Source organism: Seohaeicola zhoushanensis (genome assembly GCF_014656415.1).
Lineage (GTDB): Bacteria > Pseudomonadota > Alphaproteobacteria > Rhodobacterales > Rhodobacteraceae > Seohaeicola_A > Seohaeicola_A zhoushanensis.
Map to the genome: position 1 here is coordinate 1 of NZ_BNCJ01000018.1, position 15,824 is coordinate 15,824.

General features: G+C 66.3%; 18 protein-coding genes and 1 pseudogene. 10 read left to right on the forward strand and 9 right to left on the reverse strand.

The features are described 5' to 3' along the window. The 5 genes and pseudogenes from IE266_RS20895 to IE266_RS20915 all read left to right on the forward strand — a co-directional run. Nucleotides 1-686 (forward strand): annotated as a pseudogene (locus tag IE266_RS20895) (acetyl-CoA C-acyltransferase); the annotation flags it as partial. Nucleotides 687-707: 21 nt separating this feature from the next. Further along, nucleotides 708-1,886 (forward strand): enoyl-CoA hydratase-related protein, encoded by a 1,179-nt coding sequence (locus tag IE266_RS20900; protein WP_189682074.1) that lies wholly within the window; start codon nucleotides 708-710, stop codon nucleotides 1,884-1,886. Nucleotides 1,887-2,079: 193 nt separating this feature from the next. Further along, nucleotides 2,080-3,174 (forward strand): TRAP transporter substrate-binding protein, encoded by a 1,095-nt coding sequence (locus IE266_RS20905; protein WP_189682075.1) that lies wholly within the window; start codon nucleotides 2,080-2,082, stop codon nucleotides 3,172-3,174. 152 nt (nucleotides 3,175-3,326) lie between these two features. Further along, nucleotides 3,327-3,905 (forward strand): TRAP transporter small permease subunit, encoded by a 579-nt coding sequence (locus IE266_RS20910; RefSeq protein ID WP_189682076.1) that lies wholly within the window; start codon nucleotides 3,327-3,329, stop codon nucleotides 3,903-3,905. Then, nucleotides 3,905-5,296, forward strand: coding sequence for a TRAP transporter large permease (locus IE266_RS20915; RefSeq protein ID WP_189682077.1), 1,392 nt, complete (start codon nucleotides 3,905-3,907; stop codon nucleotides 5,294-5,296). Before IE266_RS20910 ends, IE266_RS20915 begins: the two co-directional genes overlap by 1 nt. Nucleotides 5,297-5,383: 87 nt before the next feature. Here IE266_RS20915 and IE266_RS20920 read toward each other — a convergent pair whose 3' ends face one another. From IE266_RS20920 to IE266_RS20960, 9 genes are all read right to left on the reverse strand, one after another. Next, a complete protein-coding gene (locus IE266_RS20920) occupies nucleotides 5,384-5,944 on the reverse strand; it encodes a maleylpyruvate isomerase N-terminal domain-containing protein (protein ID WP_189682078.1) in 561 nt (186 codons plus the stop codon). Next, nucleotides 5,941-7,014 (reverse strand): cupin domain-containing protein, encoded by a 1,074-nt coding sequence (locus IE266_RS20925; protein ID WP_229864355.1) that lies wholly within the window; start codon nucleotides 7,012-7,014, stop codon nucleotides 5,941-5,943. The genes IE266_RS20920 and IE266_RS20925 overlap by 4 nt, the downstream gene beginning before the upstream one ends. A 24-nt stretch (nucleotides 7,015-7,038) precedes the next feature. Continuing rightward, nucleotides 7,039-7,689 (reverse strand): maleylacetoacetate isomerase, encoded by a 651-nt coding sequence (gene maiA, locus IE266_RS20930; protein WP_189682079.1) that lies wholly within the window; start codon nucleotides 7,687-7,689, stop codon nucleotides 7,039-7,041. Beyond that, nucleotides 7,686-8,390, reverse strand: coding sequence for a fumarylacetoacetate hydrolase family protein (locus IE266_RS20935; protein WP_189682080.1), 705 nt, complete (start codon nucleotides 8,388-8,390; stop codon nucleotides 7,686-7,688). Before IE266_RS20935 ends, maiA begins: the two co-directional genes overlap by 4 nt. Before the next feature lie 31 nt (nucleotides 8,391-8,421). Next, nucleotides 8,422-9,606, reverse strand: coding sequence for a 3-hydroxybenzoate 6-monooxygenase (locus IE266_RS20940; protein WP_189682081.1), 1,185 nt, complete (start codon nucleotides 9,604-9,606; stop codon nucleotides 8,422-8,424). Between the two features lie 444 nt (nucleotides 9,607-10,050). Then, nucleotides 10,051-10,302, reverse strand: coding sequence for a DUF982 domain-containing protein (locus IE266_RS20945; RefSeq protein ID WP_189682082.1), 252 nt, complete (start codon nucleotides 10,300-10,302; stop codon nucleotides 10,051-10,053). A 233-nt stretch (nucleotides 10,303-10,535) separates the two neighbouring features. Next, a complete protein-coding gene (locus IE266_RS20950) occupies nucleotides 10,536-10,700 on the reverse strand; it encodes a hypothetical protein (protein ID WP_189682083.1) in 165 nt (54 codons plus the stop codon). A gap of 203 nt (nucleotides 10,701-10,903) precedes the next feature. Further along, the gene (locus tag IE266_RS20955) at nucleotides 10,904-11,140 is read right to left on the reverse strand and encodes a hypothetical protein (RefSeq protein WP_189682084.1); all 237 of its coding nucleotides are present in this window, start codon (nucleotides 11,138-11,140) and stop codon (nucleotides 10,904-10,906) included. After that, nucleotides 11,137-11,343 (reverse strand): cold-shock protein, encoded by a 207-nt coding sequence (locus tag IE266_RS20960; protein WP_189682085.1) that lies wholly within the window; start codon nucleotides 11,341-11,343, stop codon nucleotides 11,137-11,139. Before IE266_RS20960 ends, IE266_RS20955 begins: the two co-directional genes overlap by 4 nt. 501 nt (nucleotides 11,344-11,844) lie before the next feature. Here IE266_RS20960 and IE266_RS20965 point away from each other — a divergent pair. From IE266_RS20965 to IE266_RS20985, 5 genes are all read left to right on the forward strand, one after another. Then, entirely contained in the window at nucleotides 11,845-12,765 is a 921-nt protein-coding gene (locus tag IE266_RS20965) for a manganese-dependent inorganic pyrophosphatase (protein WP_189682086.1), read from the forward strand. 63 nt (nucleotides 12,766-12,828) lie between these two features. Beyond that, nucleotides 12,829-13,230, forward strand: a complete 402-nt coding sequence (locus tag IE266_RS20970; RefSeq protein WP_189682087.1) for a DUF1294 domain-containing protein — start codon at nucleotides 12,829-12,831, stop codon at nucleotides 13,228-13,230. A 69-nt stretch (nucleotides 13,231-13,299) separates the two neighbouring features. After that, complete coding sequence (locus IE266_RS20975; RefSeq protein ID WP_189682088.1) at nucleotides 13,300-14,175, forward strand: TIGR01459 family HAD-type hydrolase; 876 nt, start codon at nucleotides 13,300-13,302, stop codon at nucleotides 14,173-14,175. A gap of 104 nt (nucleotides 14,176-14,279) precedes the next feature. Further along, nucleotides 14,280-14,723 (forward strand): MaoC family dehydratase, encoded by a 444-nt coding sequence (locus tag IE266_RS20980; RefSeq protein ID WP_189682089.1) that lies wholly within the window; start codon nucleotides 14,280-14,282, stop codon nucleotides 14,721-14,723. A 147-nt stretch (nucleotides 14,724-14,870) separates the two neighbouring features. After that, complete coding sequence (locus IE266_RS20985; protein WP_189682090.1) at nucleotides 14,871-15,803, forward strand: bifunctional riboflavin kinase/FAD synthetase; 933 nt, start codon at nucleotides 14,871-14,873, stop codon at nucleotides 15,801-15,803. Nucleotides 15,804-15,824 lie beyond the last annotated feature (21 nt).

The window sequence follows — 15,824 nt, forward strand, 5'->3', positions numbered from 1 at the left end:
CCATCAAGGCCGGCCATTTCGCGCGCTCGACAATCACCGTCCGCGACGCCGAGGGCAATGTCCTGCTCGACCACGAGGAATACCCCCGCCCGCAGACCACGCTGGACAGCCTCGCCACGCTCAAGCCGGTCTTCGAGGCGGTGGCGCAATCGCCCGTCGACGACGAGGGCACCACCCAGCTCGACCTGATCCGCCGCGTCTATCCGGGCCTCGACATCAACTACATCCACCACGCCGGGACATCCTCGGGCGTGGTCGACGGCGCCGCCGCCCTGCTCATCGCCTCGCACCAGGCCATCGAGGCCAACGGCTGGACACCCCGCGCCCGCATCGTCGCCATGGCCAATGTCGGCGACAGCCCCGAGCTGATGCTGAACGGCCCCGTCCCCGCCGCCCGCAAGGTGCTCGACAAGGCCGGGATGACCCTCGCCGACATCGATCTGTTCGAGGTGAACGAGGCCTTTGCCGTGGTGGCCGAGAAATTCATCCGCGACCTCGACCTCGACCGCGACAGGGTGAACGTCAACGGCGGCGCCATCGCCCTCGGCCACCCGATCGGGGCCACCGGCGCCATGCTGATCGGCACCCTGCTCGACGAGCTCGAACGCCGCGACCTGCACCGCGGGCTGGTCACCATGTGCGCCGCCGGCGGCATGGCCCCGGCCATCATCATCGAACGGGTCTGACCCCGAACAGGAGCGCGCCCCATGCCCCAGAACGCCGATATCGCCCGCGCCCTCTACGCCGCGCTTGCCGCCGGCGACCGCGAGGCGCTGGCCGCCCTGCTCCACCCCGCCTTCCAGGGCCATGCCGCCGAGGGAATGCCCTTCGGCATCGGCGGTCCGCACGACGGGCCCGAGGCGATGCGGCGCAACGTCTGGGGCCGGATCGCGCGCAACTTCGAGGCCCGCGTCGAGCCCGAGCATTTCATCCAGCTCGAAAACGGCCGCCTGCTGGTCACCGGCCGCTATCGTGGGCAGGGACAGGGCGGCGCGGAACTCGACGCCGCTTTCATCCATGTTATCGGCTTCGCCGACGGGCAGATCGCCAGCCTCGACCAGCACACCGACACCCACCGCTGGCACCAGGCGGCCGCGCCCGCGCCTACGGTCACGCTCGACATCGCCGAAGGCATCGCCGTCCTGCGCCTGAACCGCCCGGCCAAGGGCAATGCGATCAACGAACAGGTCACGGTCGACCTGCTCGACGCCGCCAACCGCCTGGCCGAGGCGCCGGGCCTGCGCGCCGTGCTCATCACCGGCAACGGGCCGCATTTCACACTGGGCGGCGATCTCGACTTCTTCGCCGGCACCTCGGCCGAGGAGCTGCCCAACCGCCTGCGCCGCATGATCGACCGCTATCACCTCGCGATGGAACGGCTGATGGCGCTCGACGCGCCCATCGTCGCGGCGATCCGGGGCGGCGCGGGCGGTGGCGGGCTGGGGCTGCTCTATGTCGCCGATATCACCATCGCCTCGGATACCGCGCAATTCGTGCTGGGCTATGGCCGCCTCGGCCTCACCTCGGACGGCGGCAGCACCTGGTTCCTGCCCCGGCTGGTGGGGATGCAGCGGGCGCGCGAGCTGTTCCTGCTGAACACCCGTTTCGGCGCCGATGAGGCGCTGGCCTTCGGCCTCGTCACCCGTGTCTGCCCCGATGCCGCGCTCGAAGCCGAGGCCGCCGCCATGGTCTCGCGCCTCGCCGCCGGCCCCACCCGCGCCTTCGGCGGCATCCGCCGCCTGCTGCGCCAGTCCTTCGAGACCGGCCTGCCAGATCAGCTGCGCGCCGAGGTCGACACCATCGTCGAGGTCAGCCGCACCGCCGATGCGCGCGAGGGCATCGCCGCCTTCGCCGCCAAGCGCAGCCCCGGCTTCCGCGGCACCTGAGCCCCCGCAATGGCCCGCAACAAACTGTCGCTGAAACGGTTCAATTCGATCTCGATCAAATCTTCACGAGCAGTTGTAGCAATTCCGTTACGCAAACTATGGACATTTGCGTTTTTGCCCGATTAATTCCCGCGTGGTGGACTTTCAGGCCCGGCGCGGGTCGTTCCACAAAGCAAAATTCCGGAGGATTACTATGGATCGTCGTTCCTTTATCCGCAAGGCGGGGACGCTTGGTGCGGCTGCCGCCGCGACTGCGCTGGCTGCACCTGCAATTGCGCAGGGCAACATCACCTGGCGCATGGTCACCACCTGGCCGAAGAACTTTCCCGGCCTCGGCGTCGGTGCACAGCGGCTTGCCGATCGCATCACCGCCGCTTCGGGCGGCCGCCTGACGGTTCAGGTCTTCTCGGCCGGCGAACTGGTTCCGCCGCTGCAATCGCTCGACGCCGTGATCGACGGCACCGCCGAGATGAGCCACGGCGCCGCCTACTACTGGCAGAACAAGTCGCCCGCGCTGTCGTTCTTCACCGGCGTGCCCTTCGGCATGACCTCGCGCGAGCTGACCGCCTGGGTCCGCTACATGGGCGGCCAGGAGATCTGGGACGAGATCTATGACCAGTTCGGCGTGCAGGGCTTCCTGTCGGGCGACACCGGCACCCAGGCCGGCGGCTGGTTCCGCAACGAGCTGACCGGCGTGGACTCGGTCAAGGGCCTGCGCTTCCGCACCCCCGGCCTCGGCGGCCGCGTTTGGGAGAAGCTGGGCGCAACCGTGACCAACATGGCAGCCGGCGAGATCTTCCAGGCGCTGCAATCGGGCACGCTCGACGCGGCCGAATTCGTCGGACCCTACAACGACCTCGCCCTCGGCTTCTACCAGGTCGCGAAGAACTACTACTTCCCGTCCTTCGTGGAACCCGGCCTCGCCACCGAGCTGGTTGTCGACAAGAAGAAATACCAGGCTCTGCCGGCTGATCTGCAGGCCCTCGTCAAGGACGTCTGCCAGGCCGAATACGACCAGGTCGCATCCGACTTCTACGCCAACGACCCGCGCGCGCTGCAGACGCTGATCAACGACCACGGCGTGCAGGTCAAGCAGTTCCCCGAAGAGATCCTCCAGGCCGGCGCCGAAGCCGCCAAGGAAATCATGATCGGCCTGCGCGACTCGAGCGACCCGCTGGTCAAGAAGACCGCCGAGAGCTTCATCTCGTCGCTCAACATCGTGCGCACCCGGTCGCGCGACACCGATGGCGCCTTTGTCCAGGCCCGTGAGAAATACTTCACGATCTGACATCGCGACACAGTACTGGATGGCCCGGATTGACAGTCCGGGCCATTCGGCGTTCATACGGGCCGGTCCTGACGCACGGCCCGTCGCGGCCCCGGCGCCTTCTCGGCCTGAAACGACTGCACCCCTCACCCACGGAGGATAGGAAACACGTCATGCGCATGCTAGCTTGGTTGGCCTCGCTGATCTGCGGCCTTAACCAATTCATCGGCAAGGTGTTTTCCTGGCTTGCCCTCGGCATCGTCCTGGTCTGCTTCGCGGTGGTGGTGCTGCGCTATGTCTTCGCGACCAGCTTCGTCTGGATGCAGGACCTCTACATCTGGATGAACGGCGCGATGTTCACCGCGGTAGCGGGATTCGCCCTGCTGCGCGACGATCACGTCCGCGTCGACATCTTCTACCGCCCCGCCAAGGTCCGAACCCGCGCCCTGGCCGACCTGATCGGCATCATCGTTTTCCTGATGCCCTTCTGCTGGGTGGTCTACACCTATTCGATGCCCTTCGTGATCCGCGCCTGGGGCTATCACGAGGCCTCGGCGAACGTCGGCGGGATGCCCGGCCTCTACATCCTCAAGAGCTTCATCATCGCCTTCACGGCGGTGCTGGCGCTGCAAGGCATCGCCCTGCTGATCCGCTCGATCCTCGTCCTGGCCGGCCGCCCCGAACTGGTGCCCCCTGCAATACAGTATTCCGCCGACCAGAAGGCCGTCGGCACCCACGAGGAGGCCGTCTGATGGACCCCGTCCTGATCGGCGAAATCCTCGCCGCCACCATGTTCTTCGGCGTGATTGCCTTCCTGCTGATCGGCTTCCCGGTCGCCTTCACGCTCGCCGGCGTCTCGCTGCTCTTCGGCAGCGTCGGCATGTGGTTCGGCGTCTTCGACCCGTCGAACTTCGGCTCGCTGCCGAACCGCTACATCGGCTTCATGACCAACGAGGTGCTGGTCGCGGTGCCCCTGTTCATCTTCATGGGCGTGATGCTGGAACGCAGCCAGATCGCCGAACAGCTGCTGATGACCATGGGCAAGCTCTTCGGCAACCTGCGCGGCGGCCTCGGCATCTCGGTGATCGTGGTGGGTGCCATGCTCGCCGCCTCGACCGGCGTGGTCGGCGCCACCGTGGTGACGATGGGCCTGATCTCGTTGCCGGCGATGCTGCGCGCGGGCTATGACCCCAAGCTTGCCACCGGCGTGATATGCGCCAGCGGCACGCTGGGCCAGATCGTGCCCCCCTCGACCGTGCTGATCTTCATGGGCGACATGCTCTCGGGCATAAACAGCCAGGTGCAGATGGCCAAGGGCAACTTCGCCCCGGTGCCGGTCTCGGTCGGCGACCTCTTCGCCGGCGCGATGCTGCCGAGCCTCATGCTGGTCGGGCTCTACCTCGGCTACATGGTCTTCAAGGCGGTCACCGATCCCGCATCCTGCCCGGCAACGCCGGTGCCGCAGGACGAGAAGAAATCCCTCGGCCGCGAGGTGATGGTGGCCCTGCTGCCGCCGCTGCTGCTGATCCTGGCCGTGCTCGGCTCGATCCTCGGCGGCATCGCCACCCCGACCGAAGCCGCCTCGGTGGGTGCCGTCGGCGCGATGATCCTCGCCGCGGTGCGGCTGCGGCTGAACTTCGACGTGCTGAAGTCGACCATCATCTCGACCGCGACCATCACCAGCATGGTCTTCGTCATCCTGCTTGGCGCATCGGTCTTCTCGGTGGTGTTCCGCATGATGGGCGGCGACAACCTGGTGCACGAGTTCCTGAGCACCCTGCCCGGCGGACGCCTCGCCGCGGTGGCCGTGGTCATGCTCATCATGTTCTTCCTGGGCTTCATCCTCGACACCTTCGAGATCATCTTCATCGTGATCCCGATCACCGCGCCGGTGCTGCTGGCGCTCGATGTCGACCCGGTCTGGCTGGGCGTGATCGTCGGCGTGAACCTGCAGACCTCGTTCCTCACGCCGCCCTTCGGCTTCGCGCTGTTCTACCTGCGCGGCGTGGCGCCCGACAGCCTGCCGACCTCGACGATCTACCGCGGCATCATTCCCTTCGTGATGCTCCAGATCATCGCCATCGCGCTGCTCTTCGCCTTCCCGCAGATCGTCACCTGGCTGCCCAGGGCCATCGCGGGCTGAACCAAGGCCAAGCACCAAAACACAAGCGCCCCGGAGGGAAACCTCCGGGGCGCTTCGCATTCAGGGCCATCCGGCAAGGGAAAGCGCTCAGCGGCGCAGCGCCTCGGGCATGTCCGTCACCCGCCCGCCGTTGCCCAGGTCGATGGCCGCGTGCCAGATCTCGGCCGCGCGCAGGCACGGGGTCTCGCGCACCGCGACCATGGTGCCGTCGAGCAGCGCCACAGGCACGTCCCAGCCGGCATCCGAAAGGTCGCGCCACTCGATATCCAGATGCCGGGCCGTATGGGTGAAGAGATGCCGCAGCGCCTGCGCCGGCAGCGTCGCGCCCAGCTCGACCTCGGCGTCGCGGGCCTCGGCCGAGGGATACATCGCCAGCGCCTCGCCCGTGCGGGCACCTTCCACCAGCCGCGCCAGCCCCCGCGCGTGATAGCTGACATGCGCAATCAGCGCCCGCCGGCTCCAGCCCGCGCGCAGCGAGGCGGCGTCCAGCGCCGCATCGTCCAGTTCGTTCAGCTTGCGCGCGAAATAGGCCGTGCCGCGCCGCGCCATCAACAGGTCGTCATGCGGCGCGGTCGCGGCATCGAACCGCGCCCCCGCCCCCTGCCGCGCACGCAGCGCCTCGAGCGCGGCGGCCTCGCCCGATGTCATGCCCCTTCGACCATGGTGCGCATGAAGCTCAGCCGTTCCATGATCGGCGCATCCGAGAAGCGGAACAGGTCGAACTGCGTCTCGGCCTGAAGGCTCCACGACACCCAGGACGGCACCACGAAGATATCGCCCTTCTCCAGCTTGCGGGTCTCGCCGCCCAGCACCACCGCGCCCGAGCCCTCGAAGACCTGGAACACCGAGGAACCGACCTCCTGCCGCGCCGGGGTCGAGGTGCCGGCCCGCAGGCGGTGGAACTCGCAGCGGATGGTCGGCATCACGTCGCCGCCATTGGTCGGGTTCACATAGCGGATCGCCGCATGACCCAGCCCCACGGTCGCGGGCACGCCCTCGTCCTCCAGCAGCAGCTGCTGCGTCAGCGCCTGGTCGGTGAACTCCCAGCGATAGGCGCCGATGGGCGAGGACACCGTGTCCTGAAGCTGCGACAGCGGCCGCAGGCCCGGATGGCACCAGAGACGCTCGCCCTGGCTGTAATTCGGCGTGGCGTTGTCGGTGACCCGCTCGGCGCCGAACTCGAAGAAGCCCACGTCCATCTGCTGGCTGAACGGAATGTCCAGCCCGTCGATCCAGGCCATCGGCTCCTGTGCCACGTTGTGATGGCCGTGGAAATTCCAGCCCGGCGTCAGCAGCAGGTCGCCCCGCGACATCCGCACCGGGTCGCCGTTGACCACGGTCCAGACGCCCTCGCCCTCGACCACGAAGCGGAAGGCGTTCTGCGAATGGCGGTGTTCGGGCGCGTTCTCGCCGGGGCAGAGATACTGGATCGCGCACCAGAGGGTCGGGCTGATATAGGCCCGCCCGCCAAGGCCCGGATTGGCCAGGCCGATGGCGCGGCGCTCGCCGCCCCGGCCCACCGGCACCAGCTTGCCCGAGCGTTCGGCCAGCGGCAGCAGGTCCGACCACTTCCACACATGCGGCACCGCCTTCGGCTTGGGGTGCAGCGGCATCAGGTCGCCGGTCTGGGTCCACAGCGGGTTCAGGTGGTTGTCCTCGAACCCCTTGTACAGCGCACGCAGTTCCGGCGTGTCTTCGGGTTGCATGGCGTTGTCCATGGCACTCTCCTTGCAGGCGTGGTGTCAGGCGGCAGCGTCCGGCTGGTTCGGCGGCGCGGCGTCGCGGAAGGCGGGAAGCGCGTCAAGCTCCCCGAAAATACGGGCAATGGTCGGCCAGCGGTCAAGCGCAATGTCGAACCGCTTGTTGTTCCAGACCTGCGCATAAAGGCAGACATCGGCCAGCCCCGGCACATCGCCGTGGCAATAGCGGCCGGTGTCCGGGCTGGTCGCCAGCGCGGTCTCCAGCGCGTCGAAGGTCAGCGTGACCCAATGGGTGAACCACGCCGCCTGCGCCGCTTCATCGGCCCCGAACTTGTCGCGCGCGTAGAACAGTACGCGCAGGTTGTTCAGCGGATGGATCTCGCAGGCGATCATATAGGCCAACGCCCGCACCCGCGCCCGGCCGAGCGGGTCGGCCGGCAGCAGCGCCGGCTCGGGATAGGTCTCCTCGAGCCATTCGATGATCGCCAGCGACTGGCCGAGGTTGGTACCGTCCTCCAGCTCCAGCGTCGGCACCAGCCCCTGCGGGTTGCGCGCCAGATACTCGGGCGTCTTGGTCTCGCCGTCGCGCAGGACATAGGCGACATACTCGTAGTCCAGCCCCTTGAGGTTCAGCGCCGCCCGCAACCGGGTCGAGGTCGACGAGCGGAAGAAGTTGTGCAGCTTCAGCGTCATTGCCGCGGCCCGATGGTGGTGGTCAGATCGCCCAGCCCATCGATCGACACGACACAGACATCGCCCTCGACCAGCGGGCCGACACCGGCGGGGGTGCCGGTCATGATGACATCGCCCGGCAGCAGCGCCATCGAGTGCGACAGGATCGAGATCATCTCGGGCACCGACCAGATCAGCTCCGCCAGGTCCGCATCCTGCTTGACCTCGCCGTTGACGGTGAGCCGGATCGACCCCTTCGACGGATGCCCGACCTTCGCCACCGGATGCACCGGCGCGATCGGCGCCGACTGATCGAAGCCCTTGCCCAGATCCCAGGGCCGCCCCTGCTCGCGCGCCTTCAGCTGCAGGTCGCGCCGGGTCAGGTCGTTGCCCACCGCATAGCCCCAGACGTGGTCCAGCGCGCGCTCCTCCGGTATATCGCGCCCGCCGGTGCCGATCACCGCGACCAGCTCGGCCTCGTAGTGGAAGTTCCCGGTCTGCGGCGGATAGGGCACCGTGGCCCCGTCCTCGACCACCGCATCCGCGGGCTTCAGGAAGAAGAACGGCGGATCGCGGTCCGGGTCCTTGCCCATCTCGCGCGCATGGGCGGCATAGTTGCGCCCGATGCAGAAGATGCGCCGCACCGGGATGCGGTCCTCGGAGCCGGCAACGGCCAGGGTGGGAATCGGCTGGGGTTCAAAGACAAGTGCCAAGGTAGTCATTCCTTCTCGTGTAATCCGGAGGCGGCGCCGCTCAGGCGCCCAGACCGTTCGACCCGTAGAGCCAGTTCAGCTGGTTGTACCAATCCTCGGCCGACATCCCGCGCATCACGTGGTTGCGCACCGCCGCCTTGGCGTCGTCGGGGTGGTAGATGTATTCGCCGATCAGCCGCGAGTTCATCTGCACCCGCGCCGTGCGCACCCGGCGCATGTCCTGATAGCGTTGCAGCGCCAACTCACCATCCGCTCCGAAGTTCTCGATGCAATGCGACAGCGCCACCGCATCCTCCATCGCCATGCAGGCACCCTGCGCGAAATACTGCAGCATCGGATGCGCCGCATCGCCCAGCAGCGCCACCCGCCCGTCGACCCAGTTCGAGATCGGCTCGCGGTCGCACAGCACCCAGAGCTTCCAGTCCGACCCGTGCTCGATGATCTGGCGCGCCTTGGGGTGGATATGCTCGAACCCCTGCGCGACCTCCTCCTTCGACACCGGGCGGCCGGCAATCGCCTCCTGCACGTCACGGTGATAGGTCACGACAAGGTTGAACACCTTCCAGCCCTTCAGCGGGTAGTGCACGATATGGCACTTCGGCCCGGCCCAGAGCGTCGCCGCGTTCCAGCGCAGGTCTTCCGGCATCTGCTCGGTCGGAATGACCGAACGATAGGTCGTATGCCCCGAGATGCGCGGCTCGCCGTCGCCGATCATCTGCGCCCGGATGGGCGAGCGCAGCCCCTCGGCCGCGATCAGCAACCGCCCCTTGATCGGGTCGCGGTCCTTGACCAGCAGCGACACGCTGGTGCCGTCCTGCTCATAGCCGGTCACGACATGGCTGGTGCGGATGTCGACCAGCGGGCTGGCCTCGCAATAGCGCAGCAGCACCCCGTGCAGGTCGGCGCGGTGCACCACCGCATAGGGGTTGCCATAGAACTTGCGGAAAGGCTCATCCAGCGGGATGTGGGTGATGTTCTCGGCGGTCTGCGCATCCATCAGGCGCAGCTGGTCGATATAGACCGCCACCGCCCGCGCCTCGTCGCCCACGCCCAGGTAGTCGAAGCAGTGGAAGGCGTTCGGCCCGATCTGGATGCCGGCGCCGATCTCGCCCAGTTGCGGCGCCTGTTCGACAACGATCGAACGCACGCCCTTGCGCGCCAGCCCGCAGGCGGTGGCCAGACCACCGATGCCGCCGCCGGCGATGATGATGGGAAGGTCGGACATGACGGTCTCCTTTCAGATCAGCCGCCGATGGGCGGAAAGCAAAGAGCAGAGGCCCAGACCACGCCGGGGGCAAGCGTCCGCAGCCCGCGCTGCGCGTCCTTGTCCGAACCTTTGCGCTGTCGATCCTCCCCAGGACGTCGCGGCGCACCCGCGACTTAATAAGTAGGCATATTATTGCGACGCCACATGGAGTCGTCAACAAAAAAGAGAAGCATACATATCATTTAAACCAGGATATTGATTTTAATGGAAAAAACGAAAATTTTTGGAACCGCCCAGACATGCCTTTTCCGGCGCGCCCGGTAAGCACGCCGACAACACCGGGCCGTCAGCCTCAAGCGCTCGGATCTGGGCCTCGCAAGGCCGATGCCCGCCATCCCGCAAACGGGCCGGACAGAGGCGGGCGCGCAGCCGAAACGCGCGCAGCGCCACGGGTCCGCGCAGTTACATCGCGGCGCCCGGTTTGAAACCGGCCGAAACGGCCGCGAGCAGGAAGGCGCGGCGCGCCTCTTCGACCGGGACCATGCAGTCCATCGCCGACTCGATCCGGTCCATCGCGGTGTCGCGGGCCCTGTCGGATATGGGCCATTTCCGGCGCAGCCAGTAATTGGCCTTCTCGATCGTGCCAAACCGTTCGGCTTCGCCATCCTGCGGGCTGATAAGGACCAAAGGCTGGCCCCACTGAATTTCCATCATTCTTGGTGTCTTTCGATTACAGGGATACCGGCCGTAACAGTCGTGCAGGCCTGCGCCAGGCCCCCTCAAGGGCCGGCGTCGGTATCAAGATTGGTCCGGAGCCCAATGCCCCGGTTCGCTTCCGGCTTCGGCGGCTGGCATCCTGCCCGCCCCCGATATCGGTCAGCATCTTTCGCGGCGGAATCGCCGGTGGGTCGCGTCGCGGCGTTGCGACGTCTGGCTGCGGAAGGCTGTCAGCCTTCGTTGTCTTCCTGTTCTTCGCGCGTGTCCTCGACCGGCTTCGCTTTCACCGTCGGGAATTTGCGGAATCCGAAGCCATTGCTTCCAGGACGCTTTGTTGCCGGCTTGCTCAGGAATTCCCTGAGGTCCAGCTGTTTCTTCGGGACGGAATAACCCATGATCGATCTCCTTGAGAGAATTGCTCATACCGGAATCTGCGGCAAGGCGAGCCTTGCCGCAGATCCTCCGGGCAAGTCACAATGCGACCGGGCGAACCCCGAGGGGGATCCTTCCGTTCGACACGCTTGCCAGGAACTCCGGTAATCTGGACCTGGGCAGCGCCAATCTGGGGCGACCGCCACGACGGTGTCGCGCAAAGCGGTCAATCCGCCTCGCTGGCGTCTCGCTCTTCTCGCGCGGACTTCAGGCGCGCCGTCTTCACGGCGCGCGCCTCGGCCTCATCCTCCAGAACGCGCTTGGCGTTCGTGGTGGTCTTGTCGAGCTGGGTAACCGGCTCATTGGCCTTTTTCTTGGCGGAAAGGTTCGGCTTCAGAAGTTCGCCGCCATTTCCGTCCTGGGCCGGAACACCCGCAAGCAGGTCTTCCAGCGACAGCTTCAAGCGAGCGCCAGGTTGCTGGCGGACTCGCGGCCGTCGCGGCCGGTTTCGATGTCGAAGGTCACCTTCTGACCGTCATCGAGACGGTTGATGCCGGCGCGCTCGACAGCGGAAATGTGCAGGAAGATGTCCTTGCTGCCCTGTTCCGGCTGGATGAAGCCGAAGCCCTTGGTGGTGTTGAACCATTTCACGGTGCCATTGGCCATAACCGTGTTCTCCTATAGAATGCTGCCCGCGAGATTGCGGCAGCCCGGCGAAAGTCGATCCAAGTCGGTCAACCGAAACCGGGTAAGCGGAAGCAGCATATCGAAGAGAAGAAACGTAAGCCTGTCACAGATAGGCGTCCTCACCCGACATTACAAGGAATATTCGCGCAGCCTCGCCGAACCTTCCGGCGCGGAGGCGATCTGCGGCCGCATTGCGCCGCCCGCGACCTGCCGCCGATACTCGGCCAATAATCCAGGCCGAAAATGGCCCTCCTTTCGCTGCCCGCACGACCTCCAAAAACATGTCCCAGAAACACTCTCTCGTTATTTCTTTTTGAATCAGATACTTGACCCCCCGTCCTAGCTGGGACACCCGAAAACGCCCCCTCGCAGGCCCAGACCTTAGGTCGCAGACACCCCCTGCCGCGCCCCCGTGACAAGGCCCCGCGCCCCTCCTATAAGGCGCGCCAAATCCCTTTTCCGCTCTACAGGACACATCCCATGACCATCCAAGTCTTCGGCCACAAATCCCCCGACACCGACTCCACCGGCTCGCCCATCATTTGGGCCTGGTATCTCTCCGAGGTGAAAGGCACCCCCGCCGAGCCGAAGCTGCTGGGCGAGCCCAACACCGAAGCCGCCTTCATGCTCAAGCGCTGGGACCTGCCCAAGCCCGCCATCATCCCCGGCGTCGAGGCCGGCGCCCCGGTGGTGATCGTCGACACCAACAACCCGGCCGAACTGCCCGCCAACATCAACGACGCCGACATCCAGGCCATCATCGACCACCACAAGCTGGTCGGCGGGCTGGAAACCAAGGGCCCGATCGACATCACCGTCCGCCCGCTGGCCTGCACCGCCACCATCATGCACGACCTGATCGGCGCCGACATGGCGAAGATGCCGAAGGCCGTGAAGGGCGCCATGCTGACCTGCATCCTGTCGGACACGCTGGAATATCGCTCGCCCACCACCACCGCCCATGACAAGGCCGTCGCCGAAGCCCTCGCCGCCGAGCTGGGCGTGAACGTCGCCGACTACGCCGCCGAAATGTTCGCCGCCAAGTCCGACGTGTCCGACTTCACCGAGGCCGAGCTGCTGCGGATGGATTCCAAGGAATACGAAGTCGGCGGCAAGCAGTTCCGCGTCTCGGTCCTGGAAACCACCTCGCCCAAGACCGTGCTCGACCGCAAGGCCGCACTGATGGCCGCCATGCCCGGCGTCGCCGCCGAGGACGGAGCCGACCAGGTGCTGCTCTTCGTGGTCGACATCCTGAACGAGGAAGCCACCCTGCTGGTCCCCAACGACCTAGTGAAGACCGTCGCCGAAAAGAGCTTCGGCGCTTCGGTCAGCGGCGACTCGGTCGTCCTGCCTGGCATCATGAGCCGCAAGAAGCAGATCATCCCGGCGCTGGCGCTCTGATCTGACCGAAAGACCCACGGCGGCGTCATATTGGCGCCGCCTTTTTCGTGTCCGGATGCGGGCATGACGATTGCATTGCTGAACTGGTTGATTTTCATCAACACCTTTGCCTGGCTCGCCTTCCGAGCCGACAAGCGCCGCGCGGTGGCAGGCTGGTGGCGCATCCCCGAGGCGCAGCTCCTGGCGCTCTCCTTCGCCGGAGGATGGCTCGGCGCCAAGGTCGCCCAGCACCAGTTCCGCCACAAGACGCGCAAGCAGCCCTTCGCGGCCGCGCTCAACGTGGTGCCGTTTCTCTGGATCGGACTGGGCGGGCTCATTCTCGCGATGCCGAGCTTGCCGCAGAAGACCTGGGCCGCGCCGGTCCGGGCCGCACCGGCAAGCAACCTGCAGCCAAGTCGCTCCGGCTTCGGAACAAAACCCCAACCGGGCAATCACCGATTCTTCCAGAAAGCGCGCGAACACTGACCTGCCGGTTCTGGGCTTTGCCGGCGAAGGGGCCTACAACGGAGCGACACAACCCGTGAAAGCCCAGACATGACCCAGATCATCGCCGCCCTCTCCGAGATCTCCGACCGCTACGATGCCGCCTTCGTCGACCTCTGGGGCTGCGTCCATGACGGCGTGGAAGCGCATCCCGAGGCGGTCGAGGCGCTGCGGGCCTTCCGCGCCAAGGGCGGCACCGTGGTGCTGCTGACCAATGCTCCGCGCCCGCGCGCCGATGTGAAACGCCAGATCGCCGGCTTCGGTGTGCCGGAAGACGCCTGGGACACCATCGCCACCTCGGGCGACAGCGCCCGCGTGGCGATGTTCCAGGGAGCGATCGGCAGCAAGGTGCTGTTCATGGGCAACCAGGCAACCGACAACGGCTTCTTCACCCCGCCGCATGTCGTCGAAAATCCGGTCGCCATCGAGAAGGTCGCGCTGGAGCAGGCCGAGGGCATCGCCTGCCTTGGCCCCGACGACCCGCAGGCCGATCCGGAGGTGAACCGCCCGGTCTTCCTCTATGCCAAGCAGAAGGGGCTGAAGCTGCTCTGCGCCAACCCCGACATCGTGGTCGACCGCGGCGGCGTGCGGGAATGGTGCGCCGGTGCGCTGGCGCGGCTTTATACCGAGATGGGCGGCGAAAGCCTCTACTTCGGCAAGCCCCATCCGCCGATCTACGACCTGGCCCGCCGCCGTCTGAGCGAGATCGGCAAACTCTGCCCCGACTCGCGGATCCTCGCCATCGGCGATGGCGCGCATACCGATATCGACGGGGCAATGGGCGAGGACATCGATTCCCTGTTCATTACCGGTGGACTTGCCGCCGCCGAGACGAAAACCGTGCACCAGCCCGATCCGGCAGAACTAACGGCTTATCTAGAAAGGGAAATGGTCAATCCAACCTACTCGATCGGCTTCCTCCGATAGGCCGATTGGGGCTTGATTTTCTGCAGTCGCGAAGTAATAAAGTTACCGAACAGCCCGGCGACTCGCAAATATTGTTGCTTGGCAGATTTCAAGACGAGGACGCCATGTTGGACAACCTGCCGCGCGGAACGATCTGCATCGAAGATATAGAGATGGGCATGACCCGACATCTGCGGAAGGTGGTGACCGATGCCGATATCGAGATGTTCGCGCAGGTTTCGACCGACCGGAACCCGGTGCACCTGGACGACGACTATGCCCGCGACACCATCTTCGAGGGGCGCATCGCCCACGGGATGCTGACCGCCGGGCTGATCTCGGCGGTGATCGGCGAGCAGTTGCCGGGGCATGGCACGGTCTACATGGGTCAGACGCTGAAGTTCCTCGCCCCCGTTCGACCCGGCGACATGGTCTATGCCGAGGTCAAGGTGATCGGCATAGACATGTCCAAACGGCGGGTGCAACTCGACTGCCACTGCTCGGTCGAGGGCAAGAGGGTGCTTGTGGGCGAAGCGACCGTCCTCGCGCCGAGCCGGAAGTTCGACTAGGTTCAACCGGCCCGGCAAAGAGCTCGGGATTGCAGGGAAAACCGCGGGAAATCGGGGTGTTGCGGCTGCATACCATACCGGTATCGCTGGACTGAACCGCGCGCGGCGGCCCTTGCACCCCCCGCCCCGTAAGGCTAGGCAAGCGCCATGCGGATCATCCGGGATTATCAGTTCGTCAAGCCAGAGGATCGCGGCGCCAGCGCCGCCATCGGCAATTTCGACGGCGTGCACCTGGGGCACCAGTCGGTGATCGATATTGCCCGCAAGGCTGCGCCCGACGCGCCGCTGGGCGTGCTGACCTTCGAGCCGCATCCGCGCGAGTTCTTTGCGCCCAAGGCGCCGCCTTTCCGCCTGATGGGCCGGGATGCGCGCCGGCACCGGCTCGAGAAGCTGGGCGTCGATGTCCTTTTCGAGCTGAACTTCAACGCGGCGATGAGTTCGCTGAGTCCCGAGGAATTCGCCCGCAAGGTGATCGTGCAGGGCCTGGGGCTGAGCCATGTCGTGGTGGGCGCCGATTTCTGCTTTGGCAAAGGCCGCGCCGGAACGGCCGAGGACCTCGCCCGCTTCGGGCGCGAGATGGGCTTTGGCGTGACCATCGCGCCGCTCTTGGCCGAGAGCGACACTACCGTCTCGTCGACCGCGATCCGCAAGGCGCTGTCCGAGGGCCGCCCGCGCGATGCGGCGGCGATGCTGGGGCACTGGCACCGGATCGAAGGCACGGTGATCGGCGGCGAGCAACGCGGCCGCGACCTTGGCTTTCCGACCGCCAACATGGCGCTTGGCGGGCTGCACCTGCCGGCCTTCGGGGTCTACGCGGTGCTGGTCGACGTGCTCGACGGGCCGCACAAGGGCCACTACCAGGGCGCGGCGAGCCTGGGCGTGCGCCCCATGTTCGACGGCGAGGTGCCCAACCTCGAGACCTTCCTCTTCGACTTCTCGGGCGACCTTTACGGGTCGACCCTTTCGGTGGCGCTGGTCGACTACCTGCGCGGCGAGGAGAAGTTCGACAGCCTCGACGCGCTGATCGCCCAGATGGGCGCCGACTGCGACCGCTCGCGCGTGATCCTGGGCGCGCTCTGACCTCTTCCCTTTCCTGCCCCG

What these genes read in the sequence shown, in the direction of transcription:
- IE266_RS20900 (WP_189682074.1), top strand. Translation starts at nt 708, where the DNA reads ATGCCCCAGAACGCCGATATCGCCCGCGCCCTCTACGCCGCGCTTGCC.
- IE266_RS20980 (WP_189682089.1), top strand. Translation starts at nt 14,280, where the DNA reads ATGTTGGACAACCTGCCGCGCGGAACGATCTGCATCGAAGATATAGAG.
- IE266_RS20915 (WP_189682077.1), top strand. Translation starts at nt 3,905, where the DNA reads ATGGACCCCGTCCTGATCGGCGAAATCCTCGCCGCCACCATGTTCTTC.
- IE266_RS20965 (WP_189682086.1), top strand. Translation starts at nt 11,845, where the DNA reads ATGACCATCCAAGTCTTCGGCCACAAATCCCCCGACACCGACTCCACC.
- IE266_RS20910 (WP_189682076.1), top strand. Translation starts at nt 3,327, where the DNA reads ATGCGCATGCTAGCTTGGTTGGCCTCGCTGATCTGCGGCCTTAACCAA.
- IE266_RS20920 (WP_189682078.1), bottom strand. Translation starts at nt 5,944, where the DNA reads ATGACATCGGGCGAGGCCGCCGCGCTCGAGGCGCTGCGTGCGCGGCAG.
- IE266_RS20970 (WP_189682087.1), top strand. Translation starts at nt 12,829, where the DNA reads ATGACGATTGCATTGCTGAACTGGTTGATTTTCATCAACACCTTTGCC.
- IE266_RS20975 (WP_189682088.1), top strand. Translation starts at nt 13,300, where the DNA reads ATGACCCAGATCATCGCCGCCCTCTCCGAGATCTCCGACCGCTACGAT.
- IE266_RS20940 (WP_189682081.1), bottom strand. Translation starts at nt 9,606, where the DNA reads ATGTCCGACCTTCCCATCATCATCGCCGGCGGCGGCATCGGTGGTCTG.
- maiA (WP_189682079.1), bottom strand. Translation starts at nt 7,689, where the DNA reads ATGACGCTGAAGCTGCACAACTTCTTCCGCTCGTCGACCTCGACCCGG.
- IE266_RS20905 (WP_189682075.1), top strand. Translation starts at nt 2,080, where the DNA reads ATGGATCGTCGTTCCTTTATCCGCAAGGCGGGGACGCTTGGTGCGGCT.
- IE266_RS20925 (WP_229864355.1), bottom strand. Translation starts at nt 7,014, where the DNA reads ATGGACAACGCCATGCAACCCGAAGACACGCCGGAACTGCGTGCGCTG.
- IE266_RS20950 (WP_189682083.1), bottom strand. Translation starts at nt 10,700, where the DNA reads ATGGGTTATTCCGTCCCGAAGAAACAGCTGGACCTCAGGGAATTCCTG.
- IE266_RS20960 (WP_189682085.1), bottom strand. Translation starts at nt 11,343, where the DNA reads ATGGCCAATGGCACCGTGAAATGGTTCAACACCACCAAGGGCTTCGGC.
- IE266_RS20935 (WP_189682080.1), bottom strand. Translation starts at nt 8,390, where the DNA reads ATGACTACCTTGGCACTTGTCTTTGAACCCCAGCCGATTCCCACCCTG.
- IE266_RS20985 (WP_189682090.1), top strand. Translation starts at nt 14,871, where the DNA reads ATGCGGATCATCCGGGATTATCAGTTCGTCAAGCCAGAGGATCGCGGC.
- IE266_RS20945 (WP_189682082.1), bottom strand. Translation starts at nt 10,302, where the DNA reads ATGATGGAAATTCAGTGGGGCCAGCCTTTGGTCCTTATCAGCCCGCAG.